Source organism: Wolbachia endosymbiont (group A) of Sympetrum striolatum (assembly GCF_947250715.1).
GTDB lineage: Bacteria > Pseudomonadota > Alphaproteobacteria > Rickettsiales > Anaplasmataceae > Wolbachia.
Genome location: NZ_OX366342.1, coordinates 1,219,286 through 1,232,352 on the forward strand (window position 1 = coordinate 1,219,286; position 13,067 = coordinate 1,232,352).

A 13,067-nucleotide genomic window follows, 5' to 3' on the forward strand; every position below is an offset into this window, starting at 1 on the left:
TTTTATGTTATATATATACAAGATTGGTAGAAAAAACGTCCAAATTATTTTTTAAAATTCTATCTTTTTCAAAAAAGCTTTGAATTTTGTGACTCTCTCGTAAGAAAAAAGTTTTTTCATAAACTTATATTATTTTGATAGCACATCAATTACTCTTTGATGACCTTCTATCATTGCCTTTGCTTCTTGCTGCAAACATTTAATATTTTGAGGTGTTATATCATCCATCTCAGCTGATGCAACTTTCAATTGCGATTGTATTCTTATGTATTTATCATCTATTACTTGTTCTAGTTGATAATCAACGCAATCCAATCCAGAAGCAAACATCACATTCAGTAGTGGCTTGATCCACCCTATTTTGCCAAATCTCCTTGAGTTAGCATACTTTATACTTCTATTTGTTCCACCAGTACCTATTGATAGCAGTATAATCTCATCATTTGGAAATAACCTTTTACCACTTGCATATGCACAAGCCGCTGGATTATTGGCAAACACTCCGCCATCTATCAACACTCTCTCTGTTTGGCTAATTTTCAGACGTTTTGGTGTGAAGTACGTTGGAGCAGCTGTTGTAGCTCTGAGTGCATCTTTCAACTTAATGTTTTTTTCTTTCCAACTTTTGAAGAAAAATTCACAACTATTGTGAATATCATAACTGGTGAGTAGTAGATTACTTGCAACATCGGCCATAGTACTTTCACCAAAGTATTTGTTGAGAATAAATTCCATATTTCTATACGAGTACTGAGAACCACTCAGCCAAGAAGCAATTGATTTTCTCCAAAATGATGATTGAAAGATATAAGCTCCATACTCTTGGTAAAGTTCAACTAAATCATTGGCAGAGTATTGAGGTTTATTGCTTTTACAAAGTCCAGCAACAATAATTCCACCGGTTGAGGTTCCTGCCATTAAGTCAAAAATCTGGGAAATTGGCTTTTTTGTTCTAGATTCAATTTCTGCTAGAATAATGGCAGGAATTATTCCTCTGATTCCACCTCCATCAACAGATAAAATATACTTTGCCACTTTTTTATTTTTGTCTCTGCTCAAGTTCATTAACTTCCTCAGCAAGGTTTTTGACCCTTTCTTCAAGGCGATAGATGATTTCTGTAGTCCTTTGATTTTGCTCTATAAATTTATCATGCATATGCACTCTTAAATCGAGTTTGGCCAGCCACCAGATAAATGCTATTGTTTGTATCACCATAGTAGCAATTACTGCTACAGGGATCTTTCCTGTGTTTGTCATCTTTTTTAAAGGAAAAGTTGTATATATACATATACAAGATTCATCAAAAATACGTCCAAAAAATCTTTTCTAAAATAAAGTTAATTAGTTGCACTAAACAAGCGATGTAAATAATATAATCAACATGAAATCTAGCCTTTTTTGGAAATTGTTAACAAGTTCAATAATACCAATAATATGCGTTATTGTTCTGTATCAGCACTTTAGTACAGACCAATTATCAAAAGATGTGCCAATAAAAAGTAAGGCAAGTGGCAATGATCTGGAAACATTATCTACTGCAGCTGAAAAATGTAATTTAGATACTGTAAGATCCTTAATAAAAAATGTAGTAGATATCAATGCTACTCATCATTTTGGTGCAACATCATTACACTATGCTACAAGTGGAGGCTGTTTAGAAGTTGTAAAATTTCTAATTGAAGAAGGCATTGATGTAAATACTACTGATGCTTTTAGCTGGACGGCTCTGCACTATGCTGCACGAAAAGGACATCTGGAAATTGCTAAATTTCTACTGAAAAATGGAGCAAATCCTTCTGCTAAAAACAAAGATAAAAAAACTCCTTTAGATCTTGCTGTAGAGGAATTAAACAATAATAAAGAAGATATCTATGAAGAAATTATCAATTTACTTTCCAACTATCAATTATTCCCGTAACAATAGTACGATAGCCAAGGTTATCAATTACATGCTCAGCCCTATTTATTATCCATTTACCATAAACTCCTTTGCGAAATCCAGAAAGATTAATCTTTGCTTCAGCAAATAATTCAGGATTTCCTGGCATTGTGACATTGAGTGTTGCTGCATTACTCATCAGCTGATTCAACTTCGCAGATGCTGCACTTTGTGCCAAATCACTACTTGCATAAATATCTCGCAAAATATAGCTTGGTTCTTGATCACCTACTTTTTCCGTTATTGTCTCTGCTTTTTCATAATCATACCAGTAAGCAATAACCGAGCCATATTGATTACGCTCATTAAATTTTACTTTCCAATTTGTAATATCTCTAGGTGTTAAAGTAATAGTGCTTAAAGTTTTTCCGGTAACTGATTTTGCTTTTCCTTTTGAAACAAACAGTAAATATCCTCCTGCAGGTTTTGCTATTGCTCCATAAATTTGAGCAAGCCTGGTTAAAAAATGCATATCGCTCTCTGCAGTTTGATCAATATGTGATATCATGATATTTACAAACTCTGCAGCAACTTTAGCTTGATAGCCATGTTTGCTTGCGATTTTTTTCACCAAATCATTCAAAGTAATTTGATGCCACTCATTAAACACTTGTTCCTTTAATGACTCTTTTAGATCCGCTGCATGACTTTTAATCTTTAGTGCTTGTGGTGGACCTTGTATCGTAATTTCATTTACTATGTAATCTCCCATCGGCATAATGCCAGTTTCCTTATATCCAAGCAAAATATTCAGCTTTGCTCCAGTTCTAGGAATCTCAAATAATGAATCACGGTCATCAAGATGAATTACAGCAGTATCACTTATTACTCCAGCTTCATCAGTAATATGCATTGATACTAACCGACTTTTTATCAACTCAGTGATGGAAATGCCTTCTACTGAAATACTAAAGTCTGGTGTCATTTTAATCCCATAGTTTTATTACTTGCTTTTGTATCGTTCTTTGAATGACAGGCAATTTAATAATTAAGCCTGCAGGAAGAAGTTCATACTCTGCAAGTCCAGGATTAGCTCTTAACACAATCTCAACTGCTCCTGAGCTGAATCCATAGTAGTTCCAGCAGATTAAATCTAACATATCATTTTCCTTAGTTTTGTAACACATCATCATCAAGTTGTATATCATCAACGAGATTATTTAGTGATCCGTCTGACAACGCGTTATCATAGTGCTTCAAACTTAAGTGAAACTCAGTCTTTTTTGGTTCACCATTTGGAAAAAAATATTTCTGCGTTTCTTCTATTTTTACGATAACAAAATGGCCTAAAATGTTACCTTGGCCATCAATGAGTAAAAAAGGCTTCGATGAATTTCTCATATTATTTATTTGCTTCAATCCTCCCGAAAAATGCGAATAGATTACTCCCGCAAGCTCAATAACATCCTCTCCAGGACCAATACTTTGAAGCAATGGCTTTTCTCCAATACGCTCAAGTGCAGGCCAGCGATATTCACTCCTCCGTGTAAAGCCTCGCTCAGTTAATGAAAATCTATATGGACCAAGAGATAGCATAATTTAATTTATATCGTAAAGCGCACCACTAAATTGTTCTCTAATTCGCTCCATTACTTCATCAGCAATACTACGTACGTCTTGTCCAGAGCTTGGGTGAATATTAATATTAAAGTGATTATTGTGTGTTTTATTCTCTATAGTCTTATTATGCTCTGCAATTGGGTGTTTAAGAGAATCGCTTATAACATTATTTACAGACCTAACTTCTAGTCTAGCCTCATTTTTTTTGCTCCACAGATTATTGATTGTTTTAAAAGGCTGAGTAATATTATTCCAAAACTTTCCTACCCAATCAGAAAAAGATTTCCATACAATTTTCACTGATTCCCAGATAGTAACAAAAAAATTCTTTACCACTTGCCATTTGGTAATTATCAAAGTTGCAGCAATAACAAGACCTCCGATAATTAGCCCAATAGGGTTACTCATTAGAGCAATTGTCAGTGCTTTAAATCCAGCAATTACCGCTGGAAAAACTGCAGAAAGACCTATTTTTACCAAAGTAATAACAGATGCAAACACTCTCCAAGTAGATAAAAGAGCGAATAAAGAACCTTTTACGAAAGTCCAAGCATATCCAAGAGATATAGCTGTTATTTTTATGCTAATCAATGTTGCAATTGTACTTATGACCACTGTAGTCAGTACTGGATATTCCTTGGCACAAAGTGCTACTTGTGTAGTTGCTGACTTTAGAAGATTAACAGTAAAATTTAAAGGTGGTAATAGTACAGAACCAAGATTCATTCCTACTTCTGCTATTGAATTCTTAAGTAGCTGAAGATTATTTGCTGTAGTATTTGCTCTATTTTCAAACTCCCTTTGCATTGAGCCCTTATATTCTCCGTTTATTAATCGTAAAGATTTTTTGTATTCATCAAGACTACCAATAAGTAGTGCTATATCATCTTGATATTCAAGGCCAAAGAGATCAAAGAGAACGCTAGAACGTTCTTGTTTACCTAGTTTTGCAATCGTTTCTAAAAACTTAACTAATGTACCTTGTGCATTCTTACCAATTGCTTTTTCAAATTCATTAGCATTTATTTTTAGCATTTGAAAAGCTTTTTGAAAATTGCCACCTTGTTTGCTTGCAGTTTGCAGCTTGCTGAGCATTGCATTAATTGCCGTACCTGCTTTTTCAGGGGCCTTGCCAAGACTAATAAAGCTACTTGCTAAAGCTCCCGCTTCTACTGCAGTTAAGCCAAATTGCCTTGCTGTACCACCGATTCTGTTTAATGCAGGAACAATGTCTTTAGCTTTTGCTGCAGTGTTATCAGAGATATGGTTTATTGCATCACCAATACCTTTCATTTCACCAATTTCAATTTGATAAATATTAGAAAGTTTAGCAATAGCATCTCCTGCCTCTTCTGCTGACATATCAAATGCAGTTGCCATTTTGGCCACAGTGTCTGTAAAAGTCGTAAGATCTTTGGCTTTAATACCAAGTTGACCACCACTTGCAGTAATTTGCGCAAGTTCTGCTGCAGATAGCGGAATTGTACGCGACATTTCCTTTAATGTTTCCCCAAGTTTTGTTAAGCCATTTACATCTGTATCTTCAAACTTTACAACTTTCTTTACATCAGCCATGGCACTCTCAAAACTAATTGCAGCCTTAAGTGGTGCAGCAAGTGTGAGGCCAAGTGCTACAGCATCCATCATTTGAGCTCTAAAATTTGCTCTTTGCGCTAAAACTCCTTTACGTTTTTGCATTACGGAATTTAAAGCCGTATAGTTATTTTTAAGCTTTTCAATAGAAGAGCCAAGTTTAGCTTGTTCTCCAATAAGAGATTTTATATCTCTACCACTTTTACTGAACTCCGTGCGTAAATGGTGGAGAGCACTTCTTTTTTGTAAATAAGCTGTTTTAGCTTTCAGTGCCGCAGCTTTAGATTTTGTAAATTCATTTTGCAGGCTCTTACTTGGTGCTTCTGTGTTTTTTATCTGTTTAGCCAGAGATTTTGTCTTTATTTCTAGCTCATTCCAAGAGCGCCGAGCAAGCAGAGCATCGTGGCTAAGCTCTTTAAACTTGGATACTGATTTACTTGATGATTCAAGTTGTTTTATCGTACTACCAATACGGAAAAGTTGCTTCGTGCTACCTGCTATCGTACTATTAAAACTGCTTTGCAGTGTTGCTCCAATTACTATAGAAATTGCCTTCATTTGTATAATTTTCCGCTACTTTCAAACCAAGTAATAAATTCTTCAATATCCATATCAAGCCACTGATTGATTCCACCACCAACCATTGAGCTAAGTGACAATATGCTCAGCCTCAACTCTTCTGCTGAGACAAAAAACCTTGTAACACTTCTTGAATCTTACTGTAGTCTGCCAAATCAAGTTCTTCTACTGCTTCTCTTGAAATACTTGCAAGATTTGCAATCAGTGCTACTTCTTTCTCTGCATCGCTATTACCCATACGTTCAACAGCTAAACGATCTCGAACTTTTGGGCGACGTAGAGTTATCTCTGAAACTAAAATTCCATCGATTTTTATTGGTTCAGTTAATTTAATTTTTTGCATTGTTTTACCCTTTTAGTTAAATTCCTAAAGCTGTGCGCATAGAAGTCATTTGATCAACACCATCGATCTTGCGAATCATATTCTCAGCGTCAATTTCAATCAATTCTCTGCCATCAATGGTAAGCTTATAATAGTTGGCAGCTACAGTGCATTTTAGTGTTGCTTTTTCAGCAGCCTTCCAGTTACCAAAATCAAGTTCCTTAAAGAGCCCTCTTAAGTTAATTACTACTGATTCGGCATCACTACCTCCCTGCAAACCTCCTCTTAAAGTAAGAGAAACAGCATTATTGTTTATCAATCCGAAAAGTCTAAAGAGCTCAGAGTCATATTCAGAAAAAGTGAAATCTGCTTCAAGCTTTTCCATGCCCATATCAATATTTATTGGAATATCCATACCACCAGCTCTGTATTCTTCTGTTTTTATGGTAAGTTTTGGCAAGGTTACTTCATCTATTTTTCCTGCATAGCCACGACCATCAACAAATACGTTAAAATTCTTTAGGATCTTTGGTAACATCTCTCTTTCTCCTTTTACAATATTGCGCCACTCACAAGGTGTGACCTGAAAGTAATCTGTTCAGCTGGATATGGTGGCGTGAACTCAAAGTCAAAATACACTTTTCCGCTCGCAATATTTGTTGGTGTATTGAGTTCGGGTGTTGCATAACATTTTCCGCTGATAATAGCTCCTTGGGCTTTTAAATTGGCCAAATAAGAATTCACCCCCTCGATCACATCATCTATGTAAGTTTTGGTGATATTGCGATCAACTGCCCAAAGGTGTGCACGCAGAAGACTATCATTAATTAAATCAGCTGTTCTTTTTACTGATAAAAATGTCCATTTCGAATCGTTTGAACATGTTCTATTTCCCCAAAGCCTATAGCCATTTTGATGAATTATCGTCGTTACTTCATTTTCATTTAAATAATTTGCTCGAGAGCTTCTATCGCCAAGTGTAAAATCAATAGGCCTGCTTGTTCCAACAATACCATTTATCTCTTTATTTGAAGGCGAGTGCCAGAATCCTTGTTCGCTATCTACTTTCGCTATTAAACCAGCTACAAATGGGCTAGACGGCAAAATTTCTTCTTTTCCTTCAATAAACACCTTAACCCATGGGTCAACAACGTAAACTCTTGAGCTACCTACACTTTTTCTCCATTTTATGGCTTCTTCATCATTGGTATTTGGTCCATCTGCAACTATTATTGCCCTTAGCTTTTCTGCTACTCCTATCAAAGCTGCTACTACTGGGTTTTTAGGATTTTCAGATTCAGGCAATTGATGAGTAAACTGAGGTGCAATTAGTATTCTTGGGGCAACATGTATTATGCTTTCACTGCTGAGGAATGCTTGAATTCCCTGATATTTTCCAGTCTCTTCATCAACTCCACCAATTATATTTTGAATAGCTTCACTTTCTTCAACTCGAATAACTACTACTGTTGCACCAATTTGGGAAAATATCCCGTTTATTGCAGAAGGTAGTGTTCCACTTTTCCCAAGCTTTGCTGCTTCCTTTAAGCTTCCTGCTATTAATACTGGACTATTGAGTGGAAATTTTTGCTCATCAGCTTCAGGGGCAGTACCAATTACACCTATCACTGATGATTTAGCTGTACGTACTGTCTTTGCTCCTGAGGTAACCTCGATAACATTTACTCCATGTAGAAACTGTTCTGTCATTTCTTTTTCCCCTTTTCAACTTTCTTGCATTTTTTGTTTACAATCATCTAGCAAAGTTTGCAGCTCTTCCTTACTTTTAGCTTCACCGATTTCCCTTTCAGCTATATCCACCAATTCTTCGCACTTGATTATTGCTTTTTTCGCTCTTTTTGCTTTTTCCTGAATTATTCTTGCCATTTCTACTACTGAAATTCCTCGGACTTTTGCTAATGGCTCTATAATTTCTGCATCTTTTTTGTCTATAGATTCTGGTGCTGCTAAAATGTTCTCTGCGGCTTTTGCTTGTATTTCGTACGACTTAGACTTCTGATGAGAATATCCTGCGTATTGGTGAGTATAGTTATCATAATAAGCATGAAGATTAGAAAGTGCAGAAAACTTCGCATTTTGTAGTAACTCCAATTCAATATCTTCTTGATTCCGCTGAGCAATTTTGCCTCCTTCTGTTAAACAATAGCTTTTTTGCCAATCAAAATCTTCTGGTGCTTCATACCAATCATTTTCAGTTGGCTTGCTTTCAAGTGTTGTTGTTTCTACTTGTTTATCATTTTCAAATCTAATGTAGATAGACATTGTTTGTTACCTCCAAATCTCATACGTGTTAGATAATCCTGGACATTGCCAAGCTTTTAGCGTTCTCTCCACATCTACTTCAAGTCCTGTAGTTAGAACATTGCTACGTATGTTATAAATCCCCCACTGAATAAATTGACCATAGTTGTGTACATAATTTGATGCAAGCATACCTTGACTAACTTGTGTTCTGGAATACAGGTAAGATGATGTGTAAAGTAATATTGCAACTGTTTTTCCTGCTGGAATCTCCACATTACCAGATCCAGCTAATTTGCTATCAGAACTCGTGTATTGGTAAACATTTTTCCATATTATTCTTGAAATTCTTGATTTATTAGAATTGGTATTATCTGGTGTTCCCACAAATAATCCTGCTCCCCCATACTCCGTACTCGAATACGATGATCCAACAAATTCCATTGTCTTATTTATGTTCACATTGGTTGTATTTTTTACAAATACTACTCCAAGTGCAGCATACGGGTAATAGTATATCTCATCATAACTACCCGAAAAACTTTTTGTGCATAACTCTCCGTAAATAAATGTTCCTTTACTTCCCTCTATAAAACTTAGTTGTCTTGGCCGATAAAAACTAACGTAATCTGTATTGTACGTATGGCTACCTGCTAGTAGTTGTAACATATAGTCAGTTTTTGTTATATCACTACTCCACTTTCCAAGCTCTGTCGTAAAAGTTCCGTGGCCAAAATAATTATTTTTTCTGCCAAGTACACCAAATAAGAAAGGTAATGACCCTGGTTCAACCATGTTGCGCTTTCTTATTTCATTTATAAGAGACACTTTTAACTGTTCATCCCGAGTTTTTACCTCATTTATCAGGGATGTTTTTAATTGGTTATCACGAGTTTCTATTTCCCCAATAATTGATGAGCCAGGTGGTACATTATTAACAGCACGAAAATCTTCTACTAAACCTTTAAGACCATCTTTATGACTGTTACTAATGCTATTTATTGCTGCAATATTGGCATTCTTTCTCGTATCAAGTAGCGATATATGTGAATCTGATGATGCTTTTAAAGTGTTTAAGGAATTATCCCTAAGCTTGTTAATTTCATTGACAGAATCTGTTTTCGCTTCAGTTATTGCAGATATTGAATTTTCCTTATTGCTGTTTATGTCGCTTAAGTGCGTCCTTGCAGCGCTTAAAAGTTCATTTAACTTACCATCTGTCATCTGTACAATTTCAGAAACTGAACTTTTACCGATTATTGATTCCAGTGCTTTAGCAAGATATGCTAATTGATCTGGTGTACTGTTTACTGCTAAATCCCTAAGCCTTTCTTGTAGTGCATCAATTATTTCTTTTACTTTAGTCATTTGCGCAATATCAGAAATAGCTTTTTTATCTGCTATCAATTCCAGCGATTTTGCAAGATATGCCAGTTGATCAGCCGTGCTATTTGCTGCTAAATCCTTTATCCTTTGCTGTAATGCTTCTATTGCTTCTTTCATTCCCAAAAATTCAAAAAAGTTTCAAATCTAAATCGTTCAAAATTATTTTTAAGTTCATCTTCTCTTTCACTCATATCTTCATCTATCTTTTCTATGGCTCTGCGAATACGTACTACATCTTCTACAGCTATGTTCTCTGGATGCGGCAAAGGATATCCTCGTTTGGTTTGATCAAAAGTCATTTAAATTTTATGTTACTATTACTCTGAGATTTTTGACTTTAGGACGATAAATAACCGTTCCACTTAAAACTAATTTTATCCTTGTCTCATTAGCATTAAAATTTGTCAGCACATGAGTTCTCTCTACCCAATTTTCTCCAATTGGTTTTCCTGATGTTAAATTTACTAATTGCCAATCACTGTTGCTTTTTTGTACATAAGCTTTAACATCTGCAGTGCCAGGTATCAGCGCATCGTACGTTATGGTGATTTTAGTATTAGCTCCTGCTGTAATACTTCTTGTAACATAATCTCCAGACTCTAAAAGATTACCTAGAACTAGCTGTAACCCTGGATATAGCACTGGACTTTTTTCTTTTGACCCTTTTAAATTTGCCTTTACTGTTAACTCTCCAGATAGTCTTTCACGCAGCGCGAGCGGCAAGTTATCAGATAGAAAATTTTCTTTTCCTTCTTCATCTGTCAGAATAAATTCTACATTGGTATCAAATGCTACTTTTTCGACGTTCGTCAAAACAATTAAATCTGAAGTATTGGTTGCTGTAACTTTGCCAAGATCAATAACATGAGAATTTTCGCTAAATTTTGCAGCCAAAAGCCGAAACGTTAAATCTAAATTTTGATGTGGAGTCCAGGTGCTTGCATTGCTTGATGAAAGTAATACTCCTACTTGATATGGCTGACTCGTTACCCAACGGCTATTTACTGCATCATATTTGCCAAGTTCTGCTATTTTTACTGCAGTATCTGCATCATCAGTAAGTAGTACTATTGCATACTCCTCTCCTGCATGGCAAAACACTGGTGACCACTCTATACGTGTTGCTGTGCCATCTATCTTTATATCTTTTGGCTCAATATAGCTTTCAGCAATGACAGTTTGCGAGGGCACTCCCACTGCTGTTTCTCTAATCTGCACAACAACACGTTTTTTGCCTTTATTTATAAACCATAACTCTAGACCTCCTATGTGCCTACTCTCATTTAAAGTAAATGTTTGCGCTAAAGGATCAATTCTTCTTGCTGCGATAACTCTTCTTCTCTCTTCTATGGTAATAGTTTTTTTACCAGTGTACGTTGCTTCTCCATAGCTTCCTTTATCACCATAAAACTGTACTAATTTAGTACCTGCTGGAATATTTGCTGGGATTTTTATTTTTCCACTTATTTGTCCTTGATTGTTAACTATTAACATATTTTTATGCTATAGGTTGAATAATTATTCCGTCAAATTTTATCTCTTTAAGCTTCTCACTTGGCTCAAAACCTTCAATTTCAAAATTCTGTACTGCTTCTCTCATAAATTCAGTTTCGTATGAAGTACTTGACAGCAGCTCTGTCGTTTCTTTAACATTAAATACTCTTTTTACTGGACTTTTCCAATTCGTGGTAACCTCTGTCCAGTGGTCAATGTTTTTATTTAGAGTAATTTGTGCCGGGACTGGATCAAAAGCTTGATACGGATTAATCTTTTCTCCTTTAGTCTGTAAAAGCTGCTCCAGTACCGGTTCAAGTTTATAAGGCAAAAGATATCTTTCCCCACCTTTTTCAATATCTGCAACTTCTACATCTATTGGCAGAACTAGCTCTCTATTTACTATTGCTGCAGACTGCGAAATTCCTTGATCACGCATATCATCGTCAAAAAACGAATCAACAAATACTCCTTTTTTGGTAGTAGGTTCTCTTGAATTTGCATCACTGCGTAAACGTTCCTGTGCAACAAGAGCATAAAGATCATTTATTCCTTTTTTCATTGCTTCAAGCTCATTCATCGGTACAGCATGAATAGCATTATTCACTATTTTTACCCCTTCGCCTTTTTTCCACGTCTGATGAATGTAGCAGAGCAAAAGTTGTCCACTAGGCGCTCTAGGCATTGATGGTCGCCAAGGGTGAGAAATTCCTTTTATTCTTCTTACCACTCCTTTGCTATCGATAGTAATTAAATCAAAGCGGGGCATTTTCCAGGTGTAATCAATCAGAACCAAGCTGTTATCAACTGCTCCTTTTACTTTGCATCCCTCTTCACTTATATCTTCAGGACTTACATGAGTACGACAGCGATAGGTTATCAGGTAACTACTCCCAGGAGCTGGTTCTTTGCCAGGTAATGACCAATCAACGTTTCCTGCATTTAACTTATAGTCTGTACTATTTTCATAAATAACATTGCCTTGTTTAACTTGAATAATCTCAAGTACTGCAGAATCAGGTATCGGATCAATAGCTCCAGAATATGAACCGTGAGTAACAGTAATGGTTTTCTGAACAGTTATATCTACTTTTTTAATTTCACTTATTGGAAAATCATTAACCTTCAGTTCCATTACCCTTTGGCTATTTGGCTGAAAAGTATGTGGTTCTGATTCAACTGATTTTATATTAGGATCTTCATCAAAAGAAACACGAATACTATGAGGTAACTCAATCTCATAGCCATCAACATGAGCTTTTCCCTCATTAATCACGAATACTTGTTTTTTGCCCTCTTCTTCCTTTTGCAAAAACATTACTTCAAGGCCATTTACAACGTAGGAACCATTAGCTTCTTTGTCATAACGAGCAAGAGCGGTAGTTACTATGTTTGCTTGTGGTGGTGGTGAATGTTCTATTAATACTCCATTTTCAATGTTATAGATTGGATAAAACTCTCCTGCAGAAAAACGTGGAGAAAGACCTTCTGCTTGATAACCCCAAATGGTGGAAACTTTAAGCCTTGCAGCTCCTACTTCTTGATAATTACGTGTACCAACAGCAGGATCACGAAGATTTTCGTCCTCAAGTTCTGTAATGGTAGATTCTACGTAATAAACACCGATACGAACTGTGGTACTCAGTGGAATAACAAACTCTTTTGCCTCTACCTTTCTCACCGCTCCACGAAGATAGATTTTTCCTCCTTCAAGTGTAACTTTACCAGTTTCTCTATCTATAATACAATTGCTTCCTGTTATAACATCACCATCACGAAATATTGCATCACCTATGCCTTTAAGCTTAGAAAGAGCATACTCCTGAGTCTCGTTTAATTCTGCAGATTGCAAACCTCTTCCTGCAAGAAATAAGCTTTTCTCATATTCTTTGTCAGGATTAAAGCGGTTATAATAACTATTTAAGGTCATT

General features: G+C 35.8%; 15 protein-coding genes. 1 reads left to right on the forward strand and 14 read right to left on the reverse strand.

The genetic code is table 11. The annotated features are described in order from the left end of the window. Positions 1-129 precede the first annotated feature (129 nt). Both OOK87_RS05910 and OOK87_RS05915 read right to left on the reverse strand, forming a co-directional pair. Positions 130-1,035, reverse strand: coding sequence for a patatin-like phospholipase family protein (locus OOK87_RS05910; RefSeq protein WP_264688500.1), 906 nt, complete (start codon positions 1,033-1,035; stop codon positions 130-132). A gap of 4 nt (positions 1,036-1,039) precedes the next feature. Further along, positions 1,040-1,258, reverse strand: a complete 219-nt coding sequence (locus OOK87_RS05915; protein ID WP_264687707.1) for a hypothetical protein — start codon at positions 1,256-1,258, stop codon at positions 1,040-1,042. 124 nt (positions 1,259-1,382) lie between these two features. Between OOK87_RS05915 and OOK87_RS05920 the strand changes: the two genes are divergently transcribed. Further along, positions 1,383-1,919, forward strand: a complete 537-nt coding sequence (locus tag OOK87_RS05920) for an ankyrin repeat domain-containing protein (RefSeq protein ID WP_007549904.1) — start codon at positions 1,383-1,385, stop codon at positions 1,917-1,919. On the opposite strand, the gene OOK87_RS05925 is transcribed toward OOK87_RS05920, so the two are convergent. From OOK87_RS05925 to OOK87_RS05980, 12 genes are all read right to left on the reverse strand, one after another. After that, a complete protein-coding gene (locus tag OOK87_RS05925) occupies positions 1,885-2,865 on the reverse strand; it encodes a phage late control D family protein (protein ID WP_264376303.1) in 981 nt (326 codons plus the stop codon). The genes OOK87_RS05920 and OOK87_RS05925 overlap by 35 nt on opposite strands. A 1-nt stretch (position 2,866) precedes the next feature. Continuing rightward, positions 2,867-3,073 (reverse strand): tail protein X, encoded by a 207-nt coding sequence (locus OOK87_RS05930; protein WP_264376336.1) that lies wholly within the window; start codon positions 3,071-3,073, stop codon positions 2,867-2,869. Beyond that, positions 3,051-3,476, reverse strand: coding sequence for a phage tail protein (locus OOK87_RS05935; protein ID WP_264687705.1), 426 nt, complete (start codon positions 3,474-3,476; stop codon positions 3,051-3,053). Before OOK87_RS05935 ends, OOK87_RS05930 begins: the two co-directional genes overlap by 23 nt. A gap of 3 nt (positions 3,477-3,479) precedes the next feature. Then, positions 3,480-5,651, reverse strand: a complete 2,172-nt coding sequence (locus OOK87_RS05940; protein ID WP_264687704.1) for a phage tail tape measure protein — start codon at positions 5,649-5,651, stop codon at positions 3,480-3,482. A gap of 112 nt (positions 5,652-5,763) precedes the next feature. Beyond that, complete coding sequence (locus OOK87_RS05945; protein ID WP_264687703.1) at positions 5,764-6,015, reverse strand: phage tail assembly protein; 252 nt, start codon at positions 6,013-6,015, stop codon at positions 5,764-5,766. Between the two features lie 16 nt (positions 6,016-6,031). After that, positions 6,032-6,532: a phage major tail tube protein gene (locus OOK87_RS05950; protein ID WP_264687702.1), complete on the reverse strand. Its 501-nt coding sequence runs from the start codon at positions 6,530-6,532 to the stop codon at positions 6,032-6,034. A gap of 14 nt (positions 6,533-6,546) precedes the next feature. Then, the gene (locus OOK87_RS05955) at positions 6,547-7,704 is read right to left on the reverse strand and encodes a phage tail sheath subtilisin-like domain-containing protein (protein WP_264687701.1); all 1,158 of its coding nucleotides are present in this window, start codon (positions 7,702-7,704) and stop codon (positions 6,547-6,549) included. 15 nt (positions 7,705-7,719) lie between these two features. After that, positions 7,720-8,277 (reverse strand): hypothetical protein, encoded by a 558-nt coding sequence (locus tag OOK87_RS05960; RefSeq protein WP_264330657.1) that lies wholly within the window; start codon positions 8,275-8,277, stop codon positions 7,720-7,722. A gap of 6 nt (positions 8,278-8,283) precedes the next feature. Further along, positions 8,284-9,759, reverse strand: coding sequence for a hypothetical protein (locus OOK87_RS05965; RefSeq protein ID WP_264687700.1), 1,476 nt, complete (start codon positions 9,757-9,759; stop codon positions 8,284-8,286). Continuing rightward, positions 9,756-9,941, reverse strand: a complete 186-nt coding sequence (locus OOK87_RS05970; protein WP_174517025.1) for a hypothetical protein — start codon at positions 9,939-9,941, stop codon at positions 9,756-9,758. The genes OOK87_RS05965 and OOK87_RS05970 overlap by 4 nt, the downstream gene beginning before the upstream one ends. A 7-nt stretch (positions 9,942-9,948) precedes the next feature. Further along, positions 9,949-11,136, reverse strand: coding sequence for a hypothetical protein (locus tag OOK87_RS05975; RefSeq protein ID WP_264687699.1), 1,188 nt, complete (start codon positions 11,134-11,136; stop codon positions 9,949-9,951). A gap of 4 nt (positions 11,137-11,140) precedes the next feature. After that, positions 11,141-13,066, reverse strand: coding sequence for a DUF4815 domain-containing protein (locus tag OOK87_RS05980; protein ID WP_264687698.1), 1,926 nt, complete (start codon positions 13,064-13,066; stop codon positions 11,141-11,143). Position 13,067: the final 1 nt, after the last annotated feature.

Excerpts from the sequence above, each read along its gene's own strand:
- OOK87_RS05970 (WP_174517025.1), bottom strand. The coding sequence starts at position 9,941 with ATGACTTTTGATCAAACCAAACGAGGATATCCTTTGCCGCATCCAGAG.
- OOK87_RS05925 (WP_264376303.1), bottom strand. The coding sequence starts at position 2,865 with ATGACACCAGACTTTAGTATTTCAGTAGAAGGCATTTCCATCACTGAG.
- OOK87_RS05945 (WP_264687703.1), bottom strand. The coding sequence starts at position 6,015 with ATGCAAAAAATTAAATTAACTGAACCAATAAAAATCGATGGAATTTTA.
- OOK87_RS05940 (WP_264687704.1), bottom strand. The coding sequence starts at position 5,651 with ATGAAGGCAATTTCTATAGTAATTGGAGCAACACTGCAAAGCAGTTTT.
- OOK87_RS05960 (WP_264330657.1), bottom strand. The coding sequence starts at position 8,277 with ATGTCTATCTACATTAGATTTGAAAATGATAAACAAGTAGAAACAACA.
- OOK87_RS05935 (WP_264687705.1), bottom strand. The coding sequence starts at position 3,476 with ATGCTATCTCTTGGTCCATATAGATTTTCATTAACTGAGCGAGGCTTT.
- OOK87_RS05955 (WP_264687701.1), bottom strand. The coding sequence starts at position 7,704 with ATGACAGAACAGTTTCTACATGGAGTAAATGTTATCGAGGTTACCTCA.
- OOK87_RS05975 (WP_264687699.1), bottom strand. The coding sequence starts at position 11,136 with ATGTTAATAGTTAACAATCAAGGACAAATAAGTGGAAAAATAAAAATC.
- OOK87_RS05965 (WP_264687700.1), bottom strand. The coding sequence starts at position 9,759 with ATGAAAGAAGCAATAGAAGCATTACAGCAAAGGATAAAGGATTTAGCA.
- OOK87_RS05920 (WP_007549904.1), top strand. The coding sequence starts at position 1,383 with ATGAAATCTAGCCTTTTTTGGAAATTGTTAACAAGTTCAATAATACCA.
- OOK87_RS05930 (WP_264376336.1), bottom strand. The coding sequence starts at position 3,073 with ATGATGATGTGTTACAAAACTAAGGAAAATGATATGTTAGATTTAATC.
- OOK87_RS05980 (WP_264687698.1), bottom strand. The coding sequence starts at position 13,066 with ATGACCTTAAATAGTTATTATAACCGCTTTAATCCTGACAAAGAATAT.
- OOK87_RS05950 (WP_264687702.1), bottom strand. The coding sequence starts at position 6,532 with ATGTTACCAAAGATCCTAAAGAATTTTAACGTATTTGTTGATGGTCGT.
- OOK87_RS05915 (WP_264687707.1), bottom strand. The coding sequence starts at position 1,258 with ATGACAAACACAGGAAAGATCCCTGTAGCAGTAATTGCTACTATGGTG.